This window comes from Sphingorhabdus pulchriflava (assembly GCF_003367235.1).
Taxonomy (GTDB): domain Bacteria; phylum Pseudomonadota; class Alphaproteobacteria; order Sphingomonadales; family Sphingomonadaceae; genus Sphingorhabdus_B; species Sphingorhabdus_B pulchriflava.
The window spans coordinates 444,835-469,886 of the sequence record NZ_QRGP01000001.1 but is presented as its reverse complement, the minus strand read 5'-3'; the positions used below and the strand labels follow the sequence as shown (position 1 = coordinate 469,886).

At 58.1% G+C, this 25,052-nt stretch carries 23 protein-coding genes; 7 read left to right on the top strand and 16 right to left on the bottom strand.

Features of this window, described 5'->3' with window-relative positions:
* Nucleotides 1-12 precede the first annotated feature (12 nt).
* Together DXH95_RS02370 and DXH95_RS02365 are read right to left on the bottom strand one after the other, a co-directional pair.
* The gene (locus DXH95_RS02370) at nt 13-1,140 is read right to left on the bottom strand and encodes an acyl-CoA dehydrogenase family protein (RefSeq protein WP_115549354.1); all 1,128 of its coding nucleotides are present in this window, start codon (nt 1,138-1,140) and stop codon (nt 13-15) included.
* A 10-nt stretch (nt 1,141-1,150) separates the two neighbouring features.
* Nucleotides 1,151-2,578 carry an aldehyde dehydrogenase family protein gene (locus tag DXH95_RS02365; protein WP_115549353.1) on the bottom strand — a complete coding sequence of 476 codons (1,428 nt, stop codon included), beginning with the start codon at nt 2,576-2,578 and terminating at the stop codon, nt 1,151-1,153.
* Between the two features lie 113 nt (nt 2,579-2,691).
* On the opposite strand from DXH95_RS02365, the gene DXH95_RS02360 reads away from it, so the two are divergent.
* From DXH95_RS02360 to DXH95_RS02350, 3 genes are read left to right on the top strand one after another with little or no spacing between them, the layout of a single operon-like run.
* A complete protein-coding gene (locus tag DXH95_RS02360) occupies nt 2,692-3,906 on the top strand; it encodes an acyl-CoA dehydrogenase family protein (protein ID WP_115547853.1) in 1,215 nt (404 codons plus the stop codon).
* A gap of 15 nt (nt 3,907-3,921) precedes the next feature.
* Nucleotides 3,922-4,575 carry a TetR/AcrR family transcriptional regulator gene (locus tag DXH95_RS02355; RefSeq protein WP_115547852.1) on the top strand — a complete coding sequence of 218 codons (654 nt, stop codon included), beginning with the start codon at nt 3,922-3,924 and terminating at the stop codon, nt 4,573-4,575.
* Nucleotides 4,572-4,976 (top strand): GFA family protein, encoded by a 405-nt coding sequence (locus DXH95_RS02350; protein WP_115547851.1) that lies wholly within the window; start codon nt 4,572-4,574, stop codon nt 4,974-4,976. Before DXH95_RS02355 ends, DXH95_RS02350 begins: the two co-directional genes overlap by 4 nt.
* Here the strand turns inward: DXH95_RS02350 and DXH95_RS02345 are convergent, their stop codons facing one another.
* Nucleotides 4,977-6,452 (bottom strand): aldehyde dehydrogenase, encoded by a 1,476-nt coding sequence (locus DXH95_RS02345; protein WP_147291669.1) that lies wholly within the window; start codon nt 6,450-6,452, stop codon nt 4,977-4,979.
* 138 nt (nt 6,453-6,590) lie between these two features.
* Between DXH95_RS02345 and DXH95_RS02340 the strand changes: the two genes are divergently transcribed.
* The gene (locus DXH95_RS02340) at nt 6,591-7,637 is read left to right on the top strand and encodes a DUF2889 domain-containing protein (protein WP_115547849.1); all 1,047 of its coding nucleotides are present in this window, start codon (nt 6,591-6,593) and stop codon (nt 7,635-7,637) included.
* The gene (locus DXH95_RS02335) at nt 7,634-8,407 is read left to right on the top strand and encodes an enoyl-CoA hydratase/isomerase family protein (RefSeq protein ID WP_115547848.1); all 774 of its coding nucleotides are present in this window, start codon (nt 7,634-7,636) and stop codon (nt 8,405-8,407) included. Before DXH95_RS02340 ends, DXH95_RS02335 begins: the two co-directional genes overlap by 4 nt.
* Before the next feature lie 89 nt (nt 8,408-8,496).
* Here the strand turns inward: DXH95_RS02335 and DXH95_RS02330 are convergent, their stop codons facing one another.
* The 3 genes from DXH95_RS02330 to recR all read right to left on the bottom strand — a co-directional run bounded on the left by DXH95_RS02330 (nt 8,497) and on the right by recR (nt 10,690).
* The gene (locus DXH95_RS02330; protein ID WP_115547847.1) at nt 8,497-9,288 is read right to left on the bottom strand and encodes an enoyl-CoA hydratase/isomerase family protein; all 792 of its coding nucleotides are present in this window, start codon (nt 9,286-9,288) and stop codon (nt 8,497-8,499) included.
* A gap of 216 nt (nt 9,289-9,504) precedes the next feature.
* The gene (gene def / locus DXH95_RS02325; protein WP_115547846.1) at nt 9,505-10,062 is read right to left on the bottom strand and encodes a peptide deformylase; all 558 of its coding nucleotides are present in this window, start codon (nt 10,060-10,062) and stop codon (nt 9,505-9,507) included.
* Nucleotides 10,063-10,093: 31 nt separating this feature from the next.
* A complete protein-coding gene (gene recR / locus DXH95_RS02320; protein ID WP_115547845.1) occupies nt 10,094-10,690 on the bottom strand; it encodes a recombination mediator RecR in 597 nt (198 codons plus the stop codon).
* Nucleotides 10,691-10,733: 43 nt separating this feature from the next.
* Between recR and fmt the strand changes: the two genes are divergently transcribed.
* Together fmt and truA are read left to right on the top strand one after the other, a co-directional pair.
* A complete protein-coding gene (gene fmt / locus DXH95_RS02315; protein WP_115549352.1) occupies nt 10,734-11,639 on the top strand; it encodes a methionyl-tRNA formyltransferase in 906 nt (301 codons plus the stop codon).
* Nucleotides 11,636-12,376, top strand: coding sequence for a tRNA pseudouridine(38-40) synthase TruA (gene truA / locus DXH95_RS02310; RefSeq protein ID WP_115547844.1), 741 nt, complete (start codon nt 11,636-11,638; stop codon nt 12,374-12,376). The genes fmt and truA overlap by 4 nt, the downstream gene beginning before the upstream one ends.
* Here the strand turns inward: truA and DXH95_RS02305 are convergent.
* The 10 genes from DXH95_RS02305 to DXH95_RS02260 are packed head-to-tail and all read right to left on the bottom strand — an operon-like array spanning nt 12,373 to nt 24,901.
* Nucleotides 12,373-14,265, bottom strand: a complete 1,893-nt coding sequence (locus DXH95_RS02305) for an XrtA/PEP-CTERM system amidotransferase (RefSeq protein WP_115547843.1) — start codon at nt 14,263-14,265, stop codon at nt 12,373-12,375. The genes truA and DXH95_RS02305 overlap by 4 nt on opposite strands.
* 12 nt (nt 14,266-14,277) lie before the next feature.
* On the bottom strand, nt 14,278-15,768 hold the full coding sequence (gene xrtA / locus DXH95_RS02300) for an exosortase A (protein WP_115547842.1): 1,491 nt from the start codon (nt 15,766-15,768) through the stop codon (nt 14,278-14,280).
* The gene (locus DXH95_RS02295; RefSeq protein ID WP_115547841.1) at nt 15,765-16,967 is read right to left on the bottom strand and encodes a TIGR03087 family PEP-CTERM/XrtA system glycosyltransferase; all 1,203 of its coding nucleotides are present in this window, start codon (nt 16,965-16,967) and stop codon (nt 15,765-15,767) included. The genes xrtA and DXH95_RS02295 overlap by 4 nt, the downstream gene beginning before the upstream one ends.
* Entirely contained in the window at nt 16,967-18,040 is a 1,074-nt protein-coding gene (locus DXH95_RS02290; RefSeq protein ID WP_115547840.1) for a FemAB family XrtA/PEP-CTERM system-associated protein, read from the bottom strand. Before DXH95_RS02290 ends, DXH95_RS02295 begins: the two co-directional genes overlap by 1 nt.
* On the bottom strand, nt 18,037-18,882 hold the full coding sequence (locus DXH95_RS02285) for an XrtA system polysaccharide deacetylase (protein ID WP_115547839.1): 846 nt from the start codon (nt 18,880-18,882) through the stop codon (nt 18,037-18,039). Before DXH95_RS02285 ends, DXH95_RS02290 begins: the two co-directional genes overlap by 4 nt.
* Nucleotides 18,883-18,912: 30 nt before the next feature.
* Complete coding sequence (locus DXH95_RS02280; protein ID WP_115547838.1) at nt 18,913-20,034, bottom strand: XrtA/PEP-CTERM system-associated ATPase; 1,122 nt, start codon at nt 20,032-20,034, stop codon at nt 18,913-18,915.
* 30 nt (nt 20,035-20,064) lie between these two features.
* Nucleotides 20,065-21,768: a TonB-dependent receptor gene (locus DXH95_RS02275; RefSeq protein WP_147291668.1), complete on the bottom strand. Its 1,704-nt coding sequence runs from the start codon at nt 21,766-21,768 to the stop codon at nt 20,065-20,067.
* A 1-nt stretch (nt 21,769) separates the two neighbouring features.
* Entirely contained in the window at nt 21,770-22,729 is a 960-nt protein-coding gene (locus DXH95_RS02270) for an AAA family ATPase (protein WP_115549351.1), read from the bottom strand.
* 14 nt (nt 22,730-22,743) lie between these two features.
* Nucleotides 22,744-24,240, bottom strand: coding sequence for an XrtA system polysaccharide chain length determinant (locus DXH95_RS02265; protein ID WP_115547836.1), 1,497 nt, complete (start codon nt 24,238-24,240; stop codon nt 22,744-22,746).
* A 19-nt stretch (nt 24,241-24,259) separates the two neighbouring features.
* Nucleotides 24,260-24,901 (bottom strand): XrtA/PEP-CTERM system exopolysaccharide export protein, encoded by a 642-nt coding sequence (locus DXH95_RS02260; RefSeq protein ID WP_115549350.1) that lies wholly within the window; start codon nt 24,899-24,901, stop codon nt 24,260-24,262.
* Between the last annotated feature and the right edge of the window lie 151 nt (nt 24,902-25,052).

The window sequence follows — 25,052 nt, the reverse complement described above, 5'->3', positions numbered from 1 at the left end:
AGGCCTGAGGCCTCAGCCGAGCCGCGCGCGCCTTGCGAGGTGCCAGTCGGCAGTGCCAAACTCGCCTTCGATCTGGGTTGCACGCTTGAAATAATGGCCGATGGGCAATTCGTCCGTCATCCCCATGCCGCCATGCAGTTGCACGGCATTCTGCCCTACAAAGCGGCAAGCCTCGGCAACCGTCGCCTTTGCGGAAGAGGCGGCACGGGCGCGCTCGTCCGCCGGTGCATCGAGCTTGAGCGTCGCGAGCAACGCTGCTGCCCGTGTCAGTTCGACATGCATGTACATGTCGACCATGCGGTGTTGCAGCACCTGGAAAGAAGCGATTGGCTGGCCGAATTGCTGGCGCTGCTGCGTATAGGCAACGGTATCCTGCAACAGTTTGTCGAGCAGGCCGGACGCCTCTGCCGCTTGCGCCGCTACCGCACGGTCGCGCAGTTCTTCGAGCAGTTCGAGTCCCTGCCCCTCACTGCCGATCAGCGCGTCTTGCGAAACTTCGACGTCGGAAAGAATGATGTCCGCCGCCCGCCGTCCGTCAATCGTCGGATAAGGGTGCATCGACACACCTGTTGCATCGACCGGAACGAGCATCAGGGAAATCCCCGCCACGTCCCCTGCGCGGCCAGATGTGCGCGCTGCGACGATCAATTGATCAGCCCAAGGCGCAGCGATGACTACCGACTTTTGCCCGTTCAATCGCCAACCTGACGCGCTGCGTTCGGCCGTCGCGGCAACATCCGCATAATCATAGCGCATCTGCGGTTCGCCTATCGCGAGCGCCAGCCGCACCTTGCCCGCTGCTACATCGGCCAACAGGCCGGCTGCAGCCCCGCCGGCCTTTTCGAGCAGCCATGCACCATGGAACAGCGTTTCCGCCACCGGCTCCAGCACCAGTGCGCGACCCAGTTCTTCCATGATGATCATCTGTTCGACAGCACCGCCGCCCAGCCCGCCGCGATCCTCAGAAATAGTCGCCCCGAGCAAGCCCAGTTCGCCTGCCAGTGCAGACCAGATTTCCGGTCGAAATCCCAGATCAGATCGCGATGCGGCTGTACGTTCGGCAAAACCATAACGCTGTGCCAGAAACTGGCGCAGCATATTCTGCAGCATCTGCTGGTCTTCGCTCAACTCAAAATTCATGACAGCAACCTCAACCAACCTTTTGTTTCGGTATGAAAACCGTGCGCGGCCAGGTATATTCGCGCAGGCCTTCCTTACCATTTTCGACACCAAAGCCGGACTGCTTTGCTCCCGCGAAGGGAATATGCGGCCCGTTTTGCAGATTGTCGTTGATCCATACCGTACCCGTTTCCAGACGATTGGCAATCTCCACCGCCTGACCAATATCATCCGACCAGACCGCACCTGCCAGACCATATTCGCTGGCGTTGGCACGAGCGACGACATCGTCAATGTCGGAGAATTTGAGCAGCGGGAGAACTGGTCCGAAAGCCTCTTCGGTAACAACCGGGGCGCCCTCCGGCGGATTATCGACGAGGGTGATGGGTATGAAATAACCACCATTGTCGGGAACCGCGCTCCCTTCAAGCAGAACCAGATTCTGGCTGCGGGCGCCGTCGATCAACTTCATCACGCGATCATACTGGGGCTGGTTCTGGATCGGGCCGAACATTGTCCCCTGCTCCAGCCCGTCCCCCACAACGCTGGATTGTGCAAGTTTGTAAAGTTCGTCGCGCAGCTCGTCATAAATGGCTTCATGGATGTACATACGCTTGGTCGCGATGCAGATTTGTGCGCTGTTGTAGAATGCACCGAAGAACAGCTTTTGCGCGACGGCCTTCACATCGACATCGGGCATGATGATTGCGGCATCGTTACCACCCAATTCGAGTGTGATCCGCTTCAGGTCGCGTGAAGCCGATTCCATCACGCGTTTTCCGGTTGCGGTCGATCCGGTAAAGCTGATTTTGGCAAAGCCAGGGTGTGCGGTCATCATCGGTCCGAGGTCGTTGTCACCCGAAATCACGTTGAACACACCGGGCGGTAAGATGTCGCGCCAGAGTTCGGCCAGTTTCAATGTACACAGCGGCGTAAAGGGCGACGGTTTCAAGACCATGGTGTTGCCGGCGATCAACGCCGGGGCGATTTTCCAGATCCCGAGCAGGAACGGGAAATTCCAGGGGACAATCGCGGCAACGACACCCAGCGGTTCGTGGCGGACCACGACTGTGCGTGTATCGCTATCCTCGACGATCTCATCGGCCAGATCCTGCCGCGCCACGGCCTTGATCCAATAGGCGCCCAGATCGATTTCGCCCTTGGCCATATCATAGGGCCGCCCCTGCTCCATGGTGAACAATCGTGCGAAGGCTTCTGCATGCGGTTCGATGGCGCGCGCGGCGGCGATCAGTTTTTCGCGACGTCCCTCCCACCCCAACGCTTTCCAGCCTGCAAGCGCTGACTTTGCTGCATCGACGGCTGCGTCAACCTCCGCTTGCCCGGCCTTTGGCGAACGCGCAAACGGCTTCCCTGTGGCGGGATTGATGACATCCATTTCGTCGTCAGTGCGAACCGCCTGGCCATTGATTGTTAGGCTGTAGTCAGCGTTGAAATCCATTGCAGTCTCCTGATAAAGCACATGCGGCGTGCCTTTCGCGCACATCCAATTCGCAATAATCAAATGGTATAAGATTATTGACATCGCAAGCTTAAAAGTGCTGGAATGCCGCTATGGATATGAACTGGTCAGACGCCGACAGGGCATTCACCGACGAAGTCAGGACTTTTTTCGACGCCGAACTGACGCCCGAGCTGCGTGAGGCCGGGCGCTGGATGACCAGCGTCTATGGTGACCATGACCTGTCGATGGAATGGCAACACCGGTTGCACACCAAAGGCTGGGCAGCGCCTTCGTGGCCCAAACGCTATGGTGGAGCCGAGTGGAGCGTCACCCAGCGCTACATCTTTGCGCGCGAGCGGGTGCTGGCAGGGGCACCGCCAACGTCTCCCATGGGAATAGCCATGTGTGGTCCGGCTTTGCTCGGCCATGGTTCAGACGCGCAGAAGGACTATTTCCTTCCCCGTATGCTGACTGGTGAGCATTTCTGGTGCCAGGGCTATTCGGAACCGCATGCAGGCAGTGACCTTGCCCTATTGTCGATGAGTGCCCGGCGGGACAGCGACGACTTCGTCTGCAACGGCACCAAGATCTGGACGACGCATGCCAATGTCGCGAACTGGATATTCTGCCTTGTCCGCACCAGCCAACTCGCCCGGCCGCAACAGGGCATCACCTTCCTGCTGATTCCGATGGATACGCCCGGGATTACCGTCACGCCGATCGTGATGACCTCAGGTGAGCATATCCAGAACCTGATTTTCTTCGACAATGTCCGCGTCCCCGTGACCAACGTCGTCGGCGCGATCGACGATGGCTGGACGGTTGCCAAATATCTGCTCGAATTCGAACGCGGCGGCAGCGCCTATGCGCCGGAATTGCAGGTCCGCCTTGCACGTGTCCGCGAATTGGCGAGCGAAGGCTCACGGCCGCGGCTCAATGAATCGGCCTTCGCGGCGAAGGTGGCGGCGGCGCAAGCGCGGGTCGACGTGCTTGAAACTTATGAATTCAAGGCAATGAGCGATGCGGCTCGCGGTGGCCGCCCAGGTCTTTCAGGTTCAGTCATGAAAATATTGGGTACAGAGCTTAGCCAGCACATCACCGAACTCGCCCTTGAGGCTGCCGGACCATATGGCCACGCCTTCCAGCCGCAGGCGGGCTTTCCGGGCGGGCCAAATGTTATTCCGCATGATTTGAATCAATTCGTCGGCCCTCGTTCGGCTGCTATTGCGCCGCTTAAATATTTCAACGACAGGGCGGGTTCGATCTATGCTGGTTCAAACGAGATCCAGCGCAATATTATCGCCAAGGCAGGGCTTGGCATTTGATAGGAAGTTGAGTTCATGGGGGCTTCGGTAAAACCCAAGGCGAAACGTGGCAGGCCGCTTAAGCCGCTGATCACAAAAGAAGCTGCAGTTGATGCGGCGATTGTGCTGGTCGAGCAAGAGGGCATTGACTCACTGAGCGTCCAGGGCGTCGCCCGTGCCATGGGTGTGACCGCACCGTCGCTTTATTATCATTTCAAGGACAAGGACGAACTGCTTCAGCTCGTTGCCCGGGCGTTGCTGCACGAAGTCGGCGCAGAGGGCGGCGATGTCAGCGGGTGGAAGGAACGCGCTATTGCGCTCGCCGTGGCTACAAGGCGGACCATTTTGCGCCATCCCAATGCCGCCCCACTGATGCTGCGCTATTTCCCGCGCAATGTGATGTTGGGGGCTTATGAAGCAACACTCGCGATTTGCCCCTACCCTTCAGAGCACCATATGGCGATCCTCGAGGCGCTAGAGAAAATCACCTATGGCGCATCGCTGTTTGCAGCAGCGGCCGAGGCTCATCATATCCCGGCCATGCCGGTGTTTGACGCGAACCGCTTCCCTAAACTTGCCGAAGCGCTCGCTAAGGCACCAGAGGACGAAGCGCTGTTTGTCGAAACGCTGGAGCTGATGTTCGATGGCTTCGAAGCCCGTTACGGGACCAAGAAAAGGAAATCCAAATGATCGAGGGTGGATGCAACTGCGGAGCCATACGCTACAAAATCGAAGGCAAACCCGTCGTGGTTGCGCAATGCCATTGCAAAAATTGCCAACGACAATCGGGCAGCGCCTTTTCGGTCAATCTGATGGTTCCGGTTGCCGGCGTCACAACGACCGGCGAACTCACCACCTATGAAGATCGCGACACACGTTCGGGCAACCCTGTCCATCGCAGATTCTGCGGCAAATGTGGCTCACCCATCTTTTCAGACCTTGCTGAGGGCAATGGCATGACCATCGTCAAGGTGGGTACGCTAGACGATCCGGCACCCTTCGCACCTGTCGTCAGCGTGTGGACATCGACGAAAATGCCTTGGGTCGACCTTCCCGAAGGCCAGCGCGGCTTTCCGGAAAATGCGGGCTGATTAAAGCCCGCTTGGTTTTTCCGGTAGGAACACGGTCTTGATCTCGACATAGGGCTGCATACCCTCTGGCCCGCCTTCACGACCGACCCCCGATTTCTTGAACCCGCCAAATGGATTGGTCAGATCGAACTCGCGTCCATTTTGCGTGAAGTGGCCAGTGCGAATGCGACGCGCGACGGCATAAGCCCGGTCGGTATCGTTTGTATAGACGCCGCCTGACAGACCGAACTCGCTGTCATTGGCGATGGCGATCGCTTCTTCTTCGCTGTCATAGGGAATGACACCGGTTACCGGCCCGAAAATCTCTTCGCGCGCAATTACCATGTCGTTCGACACATTGGCGAACACCGTCGGTTCGATAAAATAGCCCTGATTCAGGCTGGCGGGGCGCCCTCCACCGGCCGCCAGTTGCGCGCCTTCGGCCACACCTTTGGCGATGTAACCCTGAACGCGTTCCAACTGTCGCTTCATCGCCAGCGGCCCCATCTGGGTGTCTTCAGAATTGGGATCGCCCACGGCGACCGATTTCATCGCAGCAGCCAGGCTTTCGACATGGTCGGCATAGCGTAAACGCGGCACGAGGATGCGGCTGTAATTGATGCAGGCCTGTCCGCATAACTGGGTCACTAGCGGCGCAAGCATCGGCCCGGTCTGCGCCGGATCGAAATCGTCGAGAATGATCGCGGCCGACTTTCCTCCCAGTTCCATGGTGTAGCGCGCCATACGCGAGGCGCATACAGAGGCGACATGCAGGCCCACGGCAGTCGAACCGGTAAAGGCAACCTTGTCGATTCCGGGATGACTGATCAGCCGGTCTGACATCTCGCGATCGGCCGGCAACAGGTTCAAAACGCCAGCCGGAAAGCCGACCTCTTCAGCCGCCTCCGCAATCAGGAATGTTTCAAGCGGCGTTTCAGGCGACGGCTTCATCACGATCGTGCAGCCCGCCGCCAGTGCCGGGGCAACCTTCATGAACATGCCCATCAACGGCCCGTTCCAGGGATTGATGGCAGCGACGACGCCCACAGGCTCCTTCACCACGACGGCATATTTGGAGACGAACCCTTGCGACGGGCGAACATCTTCAAACACAGTCTTTTCGGCAAGATCTGCGTAGTATGAGAGCAGCATCGAAGCGCCAATGCCCGATCCGCGCGCCATCGACACCGGTACGCCGACCTGCCCGATCCACGCCGCATCAAGCTCCGCACAACGCCGCTCAAGCACCGCGCCCAGTTTGCGCATCATCGCAGCACGCTCTACCGGCGCCATGCGGGACCACGGGCCATGATCGAAGGCCTTGCGCGCTGCGGCGACGGCAAGTTCGACCTCATCCGGCCCCGCTTCAGCAACCTCGAACAGCATTTCTTCGGTCGATGGGTTGAACAGCCGCAGCTTCGATGACGAATTGGGGACAATCCAGTCACCACCGATGAACAGGCGATCGGGATGGGCCAAGGCTATAGGCGACGACATCAAATTCTCCTGCTCATGAAACTCTCGCTTGCTATTATCTAATTACCGTAGATAATAGCAAGAAGGAAGTTGCACTTCCCCAAAAGAGGTCCGAAGAGACCTCGCAGAACATGCCCATAGGGGTTTGGAGGAAAGCCAATGACGTCTCCACAGCCTGCAGCGCGGTCTGGCGAGTGGCGCAGCAATCCAGGCGGGCCGATCCCCAAAAGGAAGCCCGATTCCGTTCGACGCACTTCCAGCCTCGACATATTCTGGCCTGATGGCCGCGAAGGATTGTCGCATATCATCGGCCGGGCGCGCGACATTTTCAGTGATGCAGACGGTGAATTCCATGTGCTGGATGAAGCCGAGATTGAGGCGAATGCCCATATCACCCGGGAACTGGTCAACGCACGTACAATTCCCGAAGATTCGCGCCTCGACGCGTTGTCCGGTGTCCGCGCCGGTGGGCAGTTGCGCAGCGCGCTCCGTTCGCTTTTCCCAGCAGCAGCCGAACGCGATACTACGCAATATCTGCTACTCGACGATCTTGCGGGAGCGACTCTGGTATCAAGCTGGGGCTGGTTCGCTTGGGAAGGCTTCAGCAGGGAGCTGGCAGACCGGATTCACACGCACGGCATCGGCGGCAATCAGGGCGATATGCGCGGTGTCTGCATTGGCTTTGCCGAAGGCTCAACTTCGATAAGCGACATAGGCCATCCGCATATCGAACAGCAGAGTTCGGCGATTGTGCCGTCATTGGTCAATTCCGAAGATCCCGATGGCTGGCATGCCTTTCCGGAGATCAAGGGACCACATTCGCGCCGGGCGCGATGGATTGATCTGTCAATCGACGGCGATACCCTTGTTATCGATACCGGATTTCAGGATAGCGCCGCGCGGCAGGACGGGCTGCGACAGGCGATCCACGAATATCGCGCAACCGCACGGGTCGATGCCTCAGATGGACAGATTTTGTCCTTGGCCGCCACGCCTTATGTTCTTCCCCATCAGGAATGCCCGGCTGCGGTCACGAACATACAGCGCCTCGTGGGCCAGAACATTACCTCGCTTCGCGATATAGTTCCGCAGATGCTGGCGAAGGAAATGGGGTGCACCCATCTCAACGACGTTCTGCGCGCACTTTCGGCGACGCAAAGTCTTTCGTCGCAATTACATCTCGCGATCCATGGAGATGGCTTATGAGCGACGACGTCGGTCTGGATACCAGCGACGGTGCCATCTGGGCCATTACGCTGAACCGCCCGCAAGCGATGAATGCCATTACAATGTCCATGGCAGCACGTTTGCAGGAGATATTGGCCGATGCAGCAACGGATAAAAATGCCAGATGCCTGATTATCACAGGTGCAGGAGAGGAGGCCTTTTCGGCGGGCTTTGATATCAAGGAAATGGCCGATTTCGACACTAATGCGATGCGTAATGCATTCGTACAACGAGACCCGCTGTTCAGGGCGATCGCGCTCCACCCGCTTCCAGTCATAGCGGCCGTCAACGGCAAGGCATTCGGCGCAGGTGCTTTGATGGCCGCAGCAAGTGACTTCCGCATCGCAAGCAATAAAGCCGAATTCAAGGTAACAGCGATCAACTATGGAAGTGCAAACGCCACCTGGTCTTTACCATCAATAGTGGGGCCAACGACTGCAAAACAAATCCTGATGACCGGAAAAACTGTAACTGCATCGGAGGGCCTATCCAATGGACTTTTCGATCAGCTCGTCGAGCCCTGCAATCTATTGGAAAGCGCCCGACAATTGGCCATTTCGATTGCCGAAAAGCCGAAGGAAGCGGTGAAAGCGGTGAAAACGCTTGTTCGCAATGCACAACAGCTCACTGTCGCTGATGCTTGGCAAGCGGAACATGACCATGTGCTCTCTCAACTCGACGACGGAAGTCAGCGTGGCGACGAAGTGTTCGCGAAATTTCTGGGCAAAGACAAAACAGATCCCGCTTAGAAATTCGTCGACTGCTTGATTAAAGCTGCCGCCCCCCCCCCGCGCTCACGAACATTTTCGCGAGAAACGCTGCTACTTATGGGATGGCGTCAACTCCCGGTAAACTTTGCCGGGCGCTTTTCCATAAAGCTCGCAATACCCTCTTTGAAGTCGGCGCTTTGGAACAATGGCAGCAACTGGAGATAGACATGCTGTACATGGGTGTTGAAAGTCTCTTCCAGCCCCATGCGCATCAACCGTTTTGCGCCCTGCACTGCCAGTGGCGCATTGTTAGCAATTTCTAGCGCTATTTCCCGTGCGCGCGCAGCGACTTGATCGCTCGGCACCACCTCATTGACCAGTCGCTCTTTCAAGCAATCATCCGCGGACAGCGTTCGACCGGTGAAGATGATCTCCGCTGCCTTTGCCCAACCCAGCATGCGCGGCAGGAACCAAGTGCCGCCCGATTCGGGGAGTACACCCCGCTTTACAAATGCAGCAGCCAGTTTTGCATCCGCTGCCATCACGCGGATATCGCAGCCGAGTGCGAGGTCCATTCCATAGCCAGCTGCCGACCCGTTGAGCGCTGCGATCACGGGCTTGTCGAGTGCATGCAGCACAGTCGGAGGCGTGTTTCTGAGGTCTATTGTTGCACTGAACGTCGCGGATGAAGACCCAATCCCCTCACCTTTTTGCGCCGCGCCCAGATCCAGCCCGGCGCAAAAAGCGCGGCCCGTGCCGGTGAGAATGATGACGCGGACTTCACGGTCTTCACCTGCCTTTACCAACAGGTGGCTGAGTGCGTCCAGCATCGGACCAGAGATAGTGTTCAACCGTTCTGGTCGGTTCAGCGTCAGCGTTGCGACGCCCTCTGATACCTCATAGGTGACGTCTGCGCTCATGTTTTCCTCTCCCGCTTTGGCGCGATTAGGCAGCAGAGACTGGCTGTTCTGAATCGCTATGCAGTTGCTTGGGTAGCGGAACAGGGCTCCGATGCAATAGTTGGCTGAATCCGGCGATTGTTGGCGGTGCTGTAATAGAAATCACCGCACCGGACCAAAGTTACTCAGCCTTTGAGGTATCGTCGTCGTATCGGACCTAGCGAAAGGTGGCGTAGTTCAGGCTGCAGTTTTACGCTGCTTTTCCAACTTCTTCAGCACCATCTGTCGTTTCAAGCGCGACAGGTGGTCGATGAACAGAATGCCTTCGAGATGGTCCATTTCATGCTGCAGACAGGTCGCCATCAGGCCTTCCATCTCTTCTTCGTGCACCTTGCCATCCAGATCCTGCCAGCGGGCACGGATTGCGGCGGGGCGTTCGACCTCAGCAAATTGATCCGGCACCGACAGGCAACCTTCGGTGTAGGTCGAATGCTCATCGGAAGGATCAAGTATTTCAGGATTGATGAATATACGCGGGTTGCGCACGACTTCATCATCATGATTGCAATGTTCGCCATGCTCATGGTCATGCTCGGTCGGCTCTTGCAGATCGATTACCAAAATGCGCTTCGGCACGCCTACCTGGATCGCGGCGAGACCGATGCCCGGCGCATCGTACATCGTGTCGAACATGTCCTCGACAAGTTTTTTCAGCCCATCGTCAAATTCGGTGACGGGGGTCGAGATGACTTTGAGCCGCGGATCGGGCACTTCAAGGATCGGGAGTATGGCCATGGCGCTAAAATAGGGACTGGGTGGGCCAGCGTCAACCGACCGGACGACGGGCACGGAGCGCCTGCGCCAATGTGCCTTCGTCGAGATAGTCGAGCTCGCCGCCGACGGGCACGCCATGCGCGAGCTGCGTCAAGCGGATCGGATAGCTTTCCAGCCGTTCGGCGAGGTAGTGAGCAGTCGTCTGGCCTTCGAGCGTGGCGTTCATCGCCAGCACCACCTCGTCAATGCCGCCTTCGGCTACGCGCACAACCAGACCATCGATATTGAGATCCTCGGGCCGCACCCCGTCCAAGGCAGAAAGCCGCCCACCTAGCACATGATATTTGCCGGGAAACAAACGCGAGCGATCAAGCGCCCAAAGGTCGGACACATCCTCCACCACGCACAATGCGCGGGTGTCGCGGCGCGGATCGGCGCAAATGCCGCAAGGATCGCTGGTATCCAGATTTCCGCAGGTCGAGCAGGTCTTGAGCCGCTCCTCGACCATTTCGAGCGCGCGGAGCAAAGGCTGCAGCACTGTCTCGCGCTTTTTCATCAGATGCAGGACAACGCGGCGGGCCGAGCGCGGACCGAGACCGGGAAGCCGCGACAATGCTTGTGCCAATGCGTCTATTTCTTGCGATGCCATAGCGGCGTAGCTAGTGCGCCTTGCAGACAAAGGAAAGACTTGGATGCGCCTGATATTCATGGGGACCCCGGATTTTGCCGTGCCGACGCTGAACGCGCTGGTCGATGCGGGGCATGATGTGGTCGCTGTCTATTCGCAGCCACCCCGCCCTGCCAATCGCGGCAAAAAGCTGACGCCCTCTGCCGTGCACGCGTGCGCCGAGGAATTGGGGCTGGAGGTGCGCACGCCGGTGTCGCTCAAAGGCGCCGAGGAGCAGGAAGCCTTTGCGGCCCTCAATGCGGACGCGGCAATCGTCGCGGCCTATGGACTGCTGTTGCCCCAGCCAATTTTGGACGCACCGAAACATGGCTGCCTCAACGTCCACGGCTCACTCCTGCCCCGCTGGCGCGGCGCGGCGCCTGTGCAGCGCGCGATATTGGCTGGCGATGCTGAAACCGGCGTCATGGTCATGCAGATGGAGGCAGGGCTTGATACCGGGCCGGTGCGCGCAACAGCGCGAACACTGATTGATCACAAGACCGCTGGAGAGCTCACCGAAGAACTGGCGCATCTAGGAGCCGGTCTGATGGCGGAAGTGTTAGCAGATATTGATGGCCATCCTGCAATTGCACAGCCTGAAGAAGGCGCGACCTATGCCCGGAAAATCGACAAGAGCGAGGCGCGGCTGGATTTCCAACAGATCGCAGAAGTGGTGGAACAACAGATCCGCGCTTTCAACCCCGTGCCAGGCGCATTCTTTGAGTTTGAAGGCGAGCGATATCGGATTTTGGCTGCTGATATTGTGGAAACAGCCGGTGAAAGCGGAGCTGTCGTCGACGACAGGCTTACCATCGCATGCGCAACAGGCGCCATCCGCCCGAAGATCATCCAACGCGCCGGAAAGCCCGCAATGCCGCTCGCCGATTTTCTGCGTGGGAATAAAATTCCGGCGCGTACCATCCTCGCATGACCCGCTTTGCCTTCACCATCGAATTTGATGGCACGCCCTACATGGGCTGGCAGCGGCAGGGGCATGGCCCTTCGGTGCAGCAGTCGATTGAAGAAGCCATCGAGCGTGTCACGGGCGAAAATGTCGCAGTGCATGCAGCGGGGCGCACCGATGCCGGCGTCCACGCCTTGGGAATGCGCGCGCATACCGATATTGAAAAAGCTATCGAACCCTTTCGGCTGATGGAAGCGATCAATGCGCAGTTGCGCCCTGAACCGATAGCCATCCTAACATCTGAAATAGTTGCGAATGATTGGCATGCGCGCTTTTCCTGCATCGGCCGCGAATATGTCTTTCGCATCGCCAATCGGCGTGCACCGCTTGCGCTGGAGGCCAAGCGCGCATGGAAAGTGCCACAGCCGCTCGATGCAGATGCGATGCATGAAGCGGCGCAGCGCCTTGTCGGCCTCCACGACTTCACCACATTCCGTTCGGCACATTGCCAATCGGATAGCCCGGTCAAGACGCTCGACAGACTCGACGTGCGGCGCGAAGGTGAGCATGTGCTGATCGAAGCGGCGGCGCGAAGTTTCCTCCACCACCAAGTCCGTTCGATGGTCGGCTGCCTTGCCTTTGTCGGCATGGGGCGCTGGAGTGCGGATGATTTGCAAGCCGCACTGGACGCAAAAGATCGAGCGGCTTTAGCGCTGAATGCTCCGCCGGACGGCCTGTATTTTGTGAGGGCGATTTACCCTTAGCCAAAAATCCGCGCGACCGACTTTTCCAGCATCAGTAACTGCCACAGCAGACGGCTGTGGTCTGACCGGCCTCCAATATGCTCGTCGGCCACGCGGGCAATTTCTGCGCTATCAAACCAGCCAGTCCGCGCCAAAGTTGTATTAGATGCAATCCCGCGTGCCGTCTCGGCCAGCGGCCCGCGGAACCATTGGGCAATCGGCGTCACAAAGCCCATTTTAGGCCGATAGAGGATGTCTTCGGGCAAATAGCGTTCCATCGTGCGCTTCATCAGCCACTTCCCCTGCCCACCACGAACACGCATATTTTCGGGTAAGGAGGCCGCAAATTCGAGCAGACGATGGTCGAGCAGCGGTTCGCGCGCTTCCAGCCCCACTGCCATGCTGGTGCGATCGACCTTGGTCAGGATATCGCCGGGCAACCACAGTTTCATATCGGCATATTGCGCCTGATCAAGCCCGCTACGCGCAGGGGCTTTATCCATCAACCGGTGCATATGATATTCAGCCCGATAACCGCGGAGCAACTGATTTGTGCGCCGCGAATAAAGCCGGTCACGGATGTGCGGTGGGGTGACGCCCACTGCCTCGGCATAGCCCTCTGCCCCCGTCCGCGCGAGCGAGAGCAGGGTGGTCTTGGCGCGCAAGGGGCGTGGTGCCCAATCCGCCTTGGGATAGAGCCGGCCCAGCGTTCCGAATAGCGGGCCGCGAATGGCTTGCGGCAACAGGCAACGCATCCGCTCCTCACCATGGTGGAAGACATGGCGGCGATAGCCCGCCAGTGCTTCATCCGCGCCGTCGCCCGACAGCGCCACGGTTACATGCTCGCGCGCCATTTCGCTGACACGATAGGTTGGCAGCGCCGAGGCATCGGCAAAGGGTTCGTCAAAATGGAAGGCGAGTGTGTCGATCAGGCCATAATCGTCAGCCGCAACGATTTTGCTATGATGCTCTGTCAGAAAGCGCTTGGCGATGCGGCTGGCATATTCGCTTTCGTCCAGTTCGCCGACATCGAAGCCTATCGAGCAGGTCTTGACCGGCAGCCGTGATGCCTCCGCCATCAGCGCCACGACGCTGCTGCTGTCAACCCCGCCCGACAGAAAGGCCCCCAAAGGCACGTCGGCGACCATGCGGCTGAGAACGGCCTGCCGCATTAGGCGGAGCAGTTCCTCCTGCAATTCTGCTTCGCTGCCCTTTACCCGATTGGAAAAATCGAGATCCCAATATTGGGTAGGCGCAGGCTCTGCCTTACCTTGGGTCAGCAGCCAATAATGGCCGGCTGCCAGTTTCTGCACGCCTGCGACGATGCAGCCATGGTCGGGGACATAGCCGAAGGCCAGATAGTCTTCGACCATCGCCAGATCGGGCTCTCGCCGCAAAGCTGGATGTTCAAGCAGCGCTTTCAGTTCTGAACCGAAGATGATGCTGCCATCGGCCAAACGTGCATGATAAAGCGGCTTCACACCCAACCGGTCGCGCGCCAGCAGCAATTGGCGGTTCGCCTGATCGTAAAGCGCGAATGCGAACATGCCGTGCAGCCGTTCGACGCATTTTGGTCCCCAGGCGCGATAAGCCTCCAAAATGACTTCGCTGTCGCTATGCGTGCGGAACTGGTGGCCCATTGCCTCCAACTCTTTGCGCAGCTCCTGGAAGTTGTAGATTTCGCCGTTGAACGAGAGCGCAAAGCGTTCATCCTCGGTCAGCATCGGCTGTGCGCCGCCGCCAAGGTCAATGATCGACAGGCGACGATGGCCAAGGCCCATGCCCGGCGCAGTCCACACGCCCGACCCGTCGGGCCCGCGATGCGCAATCGCATCGGTCATCCGCCGGACGCGTTCTGGGTCGACCGGCTTGGAGCTTTCGACATGGAAGATACCGGCAATGCCGCACATGATTTGAGCGCCTTAGTCCAGACCAGCCATGCGGTCAGCCAGTTTATCGATATCCCGAATCGAATTGAGGAATGAGTCGATAGCCGGACGCGGATTTTCGCGGCCTTTTTGCTCTGCTGAGACCAATATCGCCACCGCCTGCTGGTTTCCGCCCAGCAGTTTCGCCTTGAGCGTCGCCATTTTTACAGCGGTGCCGGAACCGCTGGTCGTGCCGTTCACACGGTAAAAGCTGATCACATCGCGATGATTCTGGCTTTTGGTTCCGATGCGCTCGCAACGGGCGTTGGCTGGCGCTTCGCAATTCTCGATCCACGACCAATCACTTTTGCCGCCTGCAGCACCTTGCCCAAAACCAACCAGTTCGCGGCCTTCGGACTGGCGGTCATATACCGCAACGTAGAGATCGATCTCTTGCCCCTGCGCATTGCGATAGCGACCAAGCAGAGTGTGGCTGGCCTTGGCAAAATGCGGCTTCCAGGGATGTAATGGGCGATATTCGACCCGCGCCCAACCTGCCACCTGTGGCAAATCAATTTTCGCAGGAACCGGCGATGCCCGGTTGGCAATGTAGATGCTCCATCCAAATGGCAGCAGCACGATTGCCGCCATCGCGCCCAATGCGATTGCCGGTTTCAATGCGATGCCGGAAACTTTCGCCAGCTGATCCGCATGGATGGATTGCGCGTCCGCCGCCCTATCAAAAAACGGCCAACCTGCGGCCATCACCAAAGCGATCACGATGCCGAAAAACACCCAGCCGAAAATCACATGGTCAAAGCTCGCGGCAAAATCGAGATTGCCGTGGTGCGCAATGTAGATGGTAGCGAAGGCGCGCAGGCCGTTAGCGATGATAGGAATGGCTATACATGCCGCCATGAAGGCAATCCGGCGTGGCCAGCTTTTGAAGCAAAGGTTCGAAACCAGCGCGCCAAGGGCGACCATAGCGACGAGGAATTTGACCCCGGAGCATGCCTCTGCAACGCGGAATAGCGCGGTGGGAGTGGCGATGTAAATGCCATCGATATGCGCAGGAATTCCCGTCAGGCCGAGGAGCCACATACACATTTCGGCGGTGATTGTTTGCAAGACCGGAACAAATTCTTCGCCAAAAGGCACAAGGAAGAACATGTAGAAAAGCGGGAACAGCAGTCCGCGCGTGACCGCCGGACCAAGTAGAAATGCAACGCTACCCTGCAACATCATCACCAACCCCGCATGCCGCGCCAGCGCCACCCCGGCCGCATCGCCGAGCAGCCAACCAAAAGACGCAGCGGCCATCCAGACCAGCGGAAGCGCCCAAGGCTTTGGCTCAAGTTTGGCCAGTTCGGATTTGCGCTGATCAACCAGCCACCACAGGATCGGGATGATGATCAGGCAATGGTTGAAGGTCGAGCTGTTCCACCAGATCGACGCCATGTCCGCCGCATCGCGCCAGAACAGCGCCAGCAGCGCCGCCCAAACAATGCCGAGGCGCGCGAGCGATGTCCGCCAGTTAGCGGTCATTTTGCAGCCACGCCTTTTATCAGCGTTTCAAGCGAGGCAAGCTGCGCATCCCAGCCATAATGGGCAATCACATGCGCACGGGCCTCCGCTCCCAGTCGAAGGCGCTCGTCGGTATCGGACAGCAGCGCCGAGACCTTGGCGGCCTCTTCCTCAACATTTTTGGCGACCAGCAGATGCTCGCCGTCCACCGCTTCGATACCTTCAGCGGCAGCGGCTGAGGCTAAAACCGGCTTGGCCATCGCCATCGCCTCCAGCACCTTGTTCTGGATACCGCGAGCAATGCGCAATGGTGCAACGACGACATCGGCGCCTGCAAGCCATGTGCGCACATCATCGACCGCGCCTGTCACCTGCACGCCGGGAAGCGCTGACAGTTCGACAACAGCAGGCGTCGGATTTCGCCCGACAATCGCGAAGGTGGTTTCCGGATGCGCCTGCCGGATGGCTGGCATGGCATTGCGGGCAAAATCGCTGACAGCTTCGATATTGGGGCGATAATCCATCTGCCCGGTGAAGACGATCAGGGGATCGGGAAAGACCGGATGGAGTTTCTTGAACTTCGCAGCCGGGTCATAAAAAACCGTGTCGATGCCGTTCCCCAGCGCAGCGACATTGGCTACCCCGCTTCGCTCCCGAAAAAGCGCAGCTTCAGCTTCGCTGACGAATAGGCTGGCATCGGCGCGCTTGGCAATTTCGCTTTCGAAGTCGGAAAGCTTCTTCGCTTCACGCACATAGACCCAGCGCATCAGCGCATTGCCTTCGCTCGCATAGCTTTCGAACTTGGCACTGTCGACGTCGACAAAATCCATGATGAATCGGCCATCGAAATCGGCTGAGACATATTGTGCCATCTGGCCTGAAAAGACGAATATGTGGCTGATCGATCCGCTTGCCAGCCGCTCATCAACCCAATCCTGCATCGCCTTCGAACCGAATGCTGTCAGCGAAACCGGTTTGCCGCTGGCCAGTGCTTCAACACCTGAAAACCAGCTCGGCTTATCACGCAGCTCGACATGCAGCGACGCCAGACCCGCCTGCTCAGCCTCGGCACATTCGATGTCACGCGCATCATCAGCGAAGGCACCGACATGCACCGGTGCCATCGTCTGCAGTTTCTTGAGGATGTGGAAAGAACGGATCTTGTCGCCGCGGTCCGGGGGCCAGGGAACGCGGTGGGCGAGGAACAATATCTCGCGCATCAGCCGAGACCCTTGGAAATCCAGGGGCCGATCATATTGGCGATGGGCAAAGGCAGTTTCTGCCATGCAGAGACAACTGACCTATATTTCGCGCTGTTCGGGTTGACGTCGCGTGGCTCCGATCCATCGGCAGTACGTATAGAATAAGACAGAGGTTCCGGTTCGAAACCCCAGTTTTTCTTGAAGAAATAGGCACCGGAATCGACTTTTGATCGGCCAAAATCAAACCGCGTGCAGCCGCGACGGCGCGCATGGTTCATCAGCGCATAATACATCACATCATTGGCCCGCAGCGCCCGCGCTTCCCACACACCCCCGCCCCAATAGGGCATGACGGCGCCGTTGAAATAGAGGCTCAAAACACTCGCCACCGGTTTGCCATCCGACAGCACGGTCAGAATATCGGCATCATTGCCAAAGGCCTTCAACGTCTCCGCCATCAACGCGCGGGGAAATACTGGCGTACCCAGATTGCGCACACTTTCGGCATAGACGCGGTAGTGCCAGTCGAGATCGCGCTGGCCATTGCCGGTTTCGATCACCAACCCCTTATCGAGGCCTTTGCGTACCTCCGCCCGTTGTTTGCGCGGGACAGCGAGCAATTGGGCCTCGTCATCGCCCGCTAATTCGCGTTCGAAATTCGCGTGCGCATTGCTCTGGATTGTCCAGCCTTGATGCGGGATTGCGCCGCCCCGTAGTTCAGCCGTTGGGCATTTCAACTCGACTGCCAGTTCCCAAACGGCGTCCGCCAAACGATCCGCCACGCCCTGCGATCCAGCCAAGATCCCGCCGCCAACCGCAAAACCACTGGATACCAAGGCGCGACCAAATAATGGTGACCCGACCGCGTGTAAGGGTACCACACCTTTGATGTCGCCAGCTTCATTTTCGGCAACAATCGCATAAGCCGCATGGCCGGTCGCCTTGGATATGGCAGAAAGCCATAGCGTCAGATGAAAGGGCGTCGAACCCCGCTGAACACGAACCCAATCGTCCAACCGCGCACAATAGTTTGCGTCGCACAAATTGGCACGCCGAATGATAACGGTTTCAGACAATAGAGGCGCATTCATCGGATCCGCCCTTGTTCTTCGGTGACAATCGCGTCGAGCCGGTCCCATTCAAAATCAGATATCAGGCGCTGGAGTTTGCCCTGCATCGTTTTCAGATTGGTATAATGCCGCAGCTTTGACTTGATCGGGGCGTTGGCAACGCGCGGTTGGCCTGGGTCAATTTCCCACGGATGGAAATAGATGATCGCCGGGCGCAGGTCTTCTTCATTGACCTGTCGCATCGCCCAACGGGAAAAGGCGTATGGCAGCAACCGGAAATAGCCGCCACCGCCTGCCGCCAACCGCTTTCCGGCAAAAACCGCCGTTGTAACCGGTATTTCGATCAGATCCGAACCCGCCACGGGTTTGAAGGCAAATCGCGGCGCTTCGGGCCAGCCGTAATGATCGCTCTGGATTGGCGCGACGCTGGAGGAATAGACATAGCCCTGCTCGGCCAGCACCTCATGCGCCCAAGGGGTCCGCTTATCGATCGAGAAGCTGGGTGCGCGATAGCCGTTGACCTTTGCGCCGCTGGCATCTTCAATCATCTTGCGCGCCCGTTCAATATCGTCGCGGAATTGCTCAGGCGTCAGGGTGAACACCCGGTCATGATTTGAGCCGTGGTTGCCCAGTTCGTGCCCGGCTTCGGCTATGCGTCGCATCAGCGCCGGATAGCGCTCTGCCACCCAGCCTAAAGTGAAAAATGTCGCCTTGATCCCGCTTGCCTCGAACATTTCGAGCAAAATATCGGTATTGCGTTCAACGCGGCATTCAAGTCCCCGCCAATCGCCGGGCTTTATGACGCGTTCGAACGCGCCGACATGAAACCAGTCTTCAACATCGACAGATAGTGCATTGCGCACAAATGATTTCCTTTTTCTGTCGACCGAGAACTATGCCGCACGGATCGAACGGATTTCACCGGCAAGCGTCTGGTTTTCCTTTTCCATCCAGTCGATCAACATTGCAAGCACGCGTCGCAGGACAGCGTCCTGTTCAACCATATGCGTCTCAAGTCGCTCGATCCGGCTCTGTAAGGCAGCCAACGCGGCCTGGTCGACGGAAGGTGCCTGCACCGAAGCGGCAACCGGCGCAGGCATTGGCGCACCAGCTTTCTCTGCAACCTCGGCTGCGGCCTGACGTTCGAAATGGGCGATCGCCTCAGCAGGCGCATGATCGGAAAGCGGTGCTTCATAAGCGAAGCGCTTGCCGGACATGTCAGCAATGACCGCCGCTATCAGATCGCCATTCAGCGTGTCGAGTTGCTCAACCGCACCCATCAGCAGCGCCCTGTTCATCAATGCGTTCAACTTGCGCGGCACGCCGCCGGTTTCATCAAACAAGGCCGCAAAGGCATCGGGCGTCAATTGGGGGCGACCGGTCCAGCCGGCACGCTGCAAACGGTGGATCACATAAGGTTCAACCTCGTCCGCATCCATCGCCTCCAGATGGTGCGTCGCAATCACCCGCTGGCGTAGCTGCTCCAATTCGGGCGCGGCTTGCACGAGATCACGAAACTCCGGCTGACCGAGCAGGAAAATCTGCAACAATGCAGTTGATCCCAGTTGAAAGTTGGACAGCATGCGCAGCTCTTCGAGCGCATCAATCGCCAGATTCTGCGCTTCGTCCACGACCAACAGACAGCGGCGTCCGGCGCGCGCTTCGGCGTGGAGGAAATTCTCGATCGCCTTGAGCGTCGAAGCCTTGTCGAGGCCGCGCGTGTCGATACCGAAACTTTCAGCGGCCATCTGCACCATGTCTTCGCCGTCGAGCTGGCTGGTCACCACCGTCGCTGCGGTCAACCTGGCTTTGTCGATGGTTTGCATCAAATGGCTGACCAGCGTCGATTTACCCGATCCAACCTCACCCGTGATAACGATGAAGCCTTCGCCCTGGGCAAGGCCGTAACCCAGATAGGACAGCGCCTTGCGGTGCGTGCCGCTTTCAAAATAATAATGCGGATCGGGGGTCAACTGGAACGGACGTCCGGACAGGCCATAAAACTGATCGTACATGATTTATCCAATCTTTCCTGTCGCCAAGGCTTAAAAGCTATACCGCATACCGAGCAGCGCTGACGCCGATACTTCACCGTCAAATTCTTCCTGCTTGACGCTATCGATACCAACCGCTGCGCCTGCAGTCAGCCCGCGCCAAATCTGGCGATAATAGGCCGCGTTGGCACCGATATTGTAAATGTCAGATGCGAGGTTGAATCCCGGATCGATATAGTTGCCATAGACATTGGTTTCAAAGCGCGACCGGCGGTCAAGTTCGCGACCCAGGGTGCCGACAATGAAGTAATTTTCGTCAATCAATCCGGACAGTTCGGGCAATGCGCCAAATGCAGAGGTCAGGAATTTCTGACGGTTATAACCAGCGGCAAGGCCTGTGCTCCACCCGCCAGCATTGGTGACCATCGATGCCGTGATACCGCGCGTCCGGAAGGGTGCGGGACGAAGCGACCCGAGACCGTTGTTAAAACAGGTTGCACCTGCTTGCCCAAAGGCACAGCCACCCAGATCGCCCGACAACGGATTGCGAATGGTCGTGAACTGTCCCGGAAGCGAGGCCAATGTCCGGTTCAGCGATGTGCCGAAGCCCGAGACCGTGTCATAGACCGAAACATTGACACCCATCCGTTCGGATGGCGCATAAGAGAAACTGCCATAATAGGTGTCGCTGCCATAGCGATGGCCATAGCGCGCCTCTAGCGAGGTGCGACGGCTAGGCCGCCACAAAACACCTGCATCCCATATCAGACCGTCGCTTTCATAAGCTGTCAGACGCGGAGAATTGGGGTCGGTGATATAACGACCGCTGGCAGTAGTGATCGGGATACCTGCACCATCGCGCAGCGCATCACGCTCCGAAATTTCGACATCTTCGTACCCAATTCCGCCAACCACAGCCAGCGTCGGCGAAACCGGAACGGTAATATCTGCACGCAGATAGCGGTCGTCAAATCGCTGGTCGAGTTGGCTTGCATCCTCGCGTGCCCAACCGCCGCCGACAGCCCAGCCAAAAGGCAGGCGCCCAGGTTGCATTCCAAAGGTCGCATTGGCCGAATAGCTGACACTGTCGTCAAAAGCGGGGCCTGCAATCTGGCCGGGAGCGAGCGGCCCGACATTGCCATCCTCGGCTTTGGTATAGCCCATGCGATAGGCCGCAGCGACCGTCAGGTCATCAATCTGTGCGGCGAAGGTCGGACCTGTATAAATCGAATAGACTTGGCTGACATTGTCGGTTCGCCCCAATATCGTCCCCGGCGTTACACCGCGACTGTCGATTTTTGACCGGCTGGCATAACCACCCGCCTCAATACTGACATTCTTGCCCAACCGCGCGGTACCGCGTGCAAGGCCGCTGATGATATCCTGGTCGCGGACATTGCTGTCATACCCGATAAGCCGCTCATATCGGACATTGACCTGCGCCTGTGCGTTGCGTTCGCTGACTGAGGCTTCGACACCTACAGCAATAGTCGAATAGGTCAGGACGTCGCCACCGTCATCAAGGTCCGCAAGCAGAACTTGCTGCGCCTCGATATAAGGAGTGACTTCCAGACGTTGACGTTCTGCCGATACTCTTTTGGGTTCGGCTTCATCCGATTTAACCGGCGCAGATTCTGCTTCCATCGGCTCCCATTCGGTCTCCAGCATCTGCGCAAATGCAGGCAGCGGCACGGCAGTAGCTGCCATGCCCAGCAGCAGCGCGTGCTTTGCTTTAGGAGGGAATAGTCTGGGCATATTATGCTCCATATCCATAATAATTGCCGAACTTGCGTCCAGTTGGGGAGAATTTGGCGCGGTTGAGAAGCAGCTGAATATGCTCACAGCCGCTGAGCAGCGAGAGTGCATCACGCAACGCACTGTCGGTTGTCACATCCGCATGGACGACCATCACCGCTTGTCCCACATGCAATGCTAATACCGAAGCGGGTGATGCAGCTAGCGCGGGGGGAGAATCAAAAATGATGATGCGCGAAGGATCGTGGCTGGTGAGTTGGTTGAGCACAGCAGCCGTACGTGACGCAGCCAGATATTCGGTATCCTGATTGGTCTGCGCACCGGCGGGCAGGATCGACAGACCTTCGATATCGGTTTCGATTACTAAATCCTCAACGTCGATAGCGGGGTCCGCCAACGCATCCATCAAACCGCGTCCGCCTTCGATACCCAATCTTGCCAGCACGCTGGGTTTGGCGAAATCGGCATCGACCAGAAGGACGCGATTGTCCTTTTCCGACGCCATCGACAGGGCGAGGTTGACGGCACAAAAGGTTTTGCCTTCATTGGGGTTTGCCGAGCAGATCAGTATCCGCTCGCCGTGCGGAATGGCATCAATGCCCTTGCCTCCACGTGCGGCCAACAGAAGCTGGCGTTTGACGATGCGGAATTCTTCCGAAAGGCCCGTAACCGAGCCATAGGGATCGATGAAATTGAGCGACAACAGACGTTCGCGATCGACCTTGGCCACGGGCTTTGTCCCGCGTGTCGGCGAACGTGGAGCCGGAGTTGGTGACGCCACAACCGCTGCCGGAGCAGCTGCGGGCGCAACAGGCTGCGCCGGTGCTGTCTCTAGCGTCTGTTCATCAACAATTGGCGCAGGCGCGGGTGCGCCGCCACGCAGGGCTGCTCCAAAATCATAGAGTTCGTTCGCACGTTCGAGCAGAGACGCCGGCGGCTTGATTGGGGTATGCTTGTTCATTTTATCAGGCCCCTTCATGCCGCCATGCCACGCTGGATGAACTCGACGATGACCAGCAGAACGAAAACACCGAACAATGCGCTGGTGCCGCCGAAGAACATTTTCATCTTTTTCTTGCGCTCTTCACGCTGGGCGCTGGTCAGCATTTGCGAAATGCTACCGATGACCGGCAAACCGCTGGCTTTTTCCAACTTGGCCGCTGTGGGAAAACTGGTCTGTAAATGGCCCAGCGCGAATGCCGTTCCAGCGCCCGCGCCGAGGCCCGCGAGCAGCACCATGGCAAGCAATAGCGGCCGGTTCGGCTTCGCAGGTGAACCCGGAATGGCAGGCTTGTCGACAACCTGAAATTGCACCGCACCTGTCTGGTTTTCTACCTGCCCGCGCAGGCGGATCGCCTCGCGGTCAGTGAGCAGTTTGTCATATTGAGTTTTCAGAACCTCATAATCGCGATTGATCCGCGCATATTCCGCCGACACGCCGGGTTCGGATGTTTGCTTGGCCGCGAGTTGGGTCATGTCGGATTGCAAGGCCGATTTGCGCGCGGATAGTGCGGTAACCGCAGCTTCGCGTTCCGCCTTCATCGATTGCAGCGAAGCATAAGCCGGATTCGGCATGCCGTAGTTGCCGCCGCCGCTGCCTGCACTTTGTGCACGCAAGGCCGCAATCTGACTCTTTATTGCAATGACGTCAGGATGGTCGTCGGTATAGCCGCGCGCTTTCATCGAGGCGAGTTCACCCTGGGCCGAGGCCAACGGACTGCCGCCGCCGCCGGCACCGGCGAGCGTTCGCGGTGTTCCCGCCAGCTGGCTGTTCAACGCGGACAATGCACTACGCGCCTGTATGAGTTGTGAATCTATCTGACCAAGTTCGGCGCGAGCTGCTTCCATGCGTGCCGAAACCGAACCCACACCAGGCAACATACCCAGATTCTGCGTTTCAAATGCGACCCGCTTCGCCTCTGCTTCCTGCAGGTCTTTCTGCCGTGCCTCAAGCTGCGCATCGAGGAAGCGCAGCGTCGTATTCATTTCGCCGCGGTCACCCGAGATGCTCTCTTCCTCGGCAATATCGATCAGCTTTTGGACAATGTCCCGCGCCATCTTTGGCGACGTATGTGATGCGGCAATCGAAAAGCTGTTTTCGTTGGTTACATCCGGCTTGATCGCGATGTTCTTGCGAATACCATCGATTGCGCTCGCCAATTCCTGCTCGGAAACGACAGAGCGCCCGAGATCCGTACCTTTGACAACCTTTTCCAAATTGGCGGAGGAGTTAAGCGTCTGTTGCAAACGTTCGACAGACTTGCGCCGTTCGTTGGCAGTAATCCCAACCTTCTCAGATAGAACCGTCTGGCTTCGCACCATGATGCGCGCGCTCGATTCATAGCTGGCGGGGATCAACGACACGATCAGCCAGCCGAGCAGGCACACACCCCAGGCGATGGCGAGCGCCAGCCAGCGGCGGTTCCACACACTGTGGACGGCGATGCGCAGTTCGTCGTACAATCCGTTCATATCGCTGAGCCGCTACCTTTTAGAACATGCTTTCGGGGATGATGATCACATCGCCCGGTTGCAGCAGTACGTTGGCCTTGCTGTCGCCGCGCTTGATCAGGTCGCCTATGCGCAGCGCATATTCCTGGCTTTGCCCGGTCGCCTTGTTGTGACGGACGAGCCGGGCCTTGTTGCCTGCGGCATATTCGGACAGCCCGCCAACAGCAATCATTGCGTCAAGCAATGTCATGTCCGCGCGATAGGGAATAGACGCTGGCTTTTCTGTCGCGCCAACAATCCTCACCTGCTGGCTGTTGGTCGCGGCAAATTCGTTGACGATCACTGACACGATCGGATCATTGATATATTGCGAAAGCTGCAACTTGATATCCTGTTGCAGCATCGTTGCGGTCTTGCCGGCAGCCGGCATGTCCGTAATCAGAGGGGTGGTAATGCGGCCATCAGGTCGAACCTGCACTTTCGCGCCCAATTCCGGATTGCGCCAGACGAAGATGGTGATCTGATCGAGCGGACCAATTATATATTCATCGCTCGCCTGCTGTTGGGCCGGAATGGCCGGGGCTGCGGGCAGATTCGAACCACCGACCGACGAACAACCGGTGGTTGCCAAGCTGCTGGCGCTGATTGCCAACAAAGCTTTAAACTTCAAAGATTTGCCCATACCCATTCCCTTTCAACCCACGCGAAGCCCGCAGGGTGACGCTTGAAAAACAAGCTGTACTGCGCACAGCATCGCATTCGCTATGGCGGAAAAGGGTGAACAGACCGTTAGTATTATTAAGTCAGGGATGTAAAAACCCTGCGATATCCGC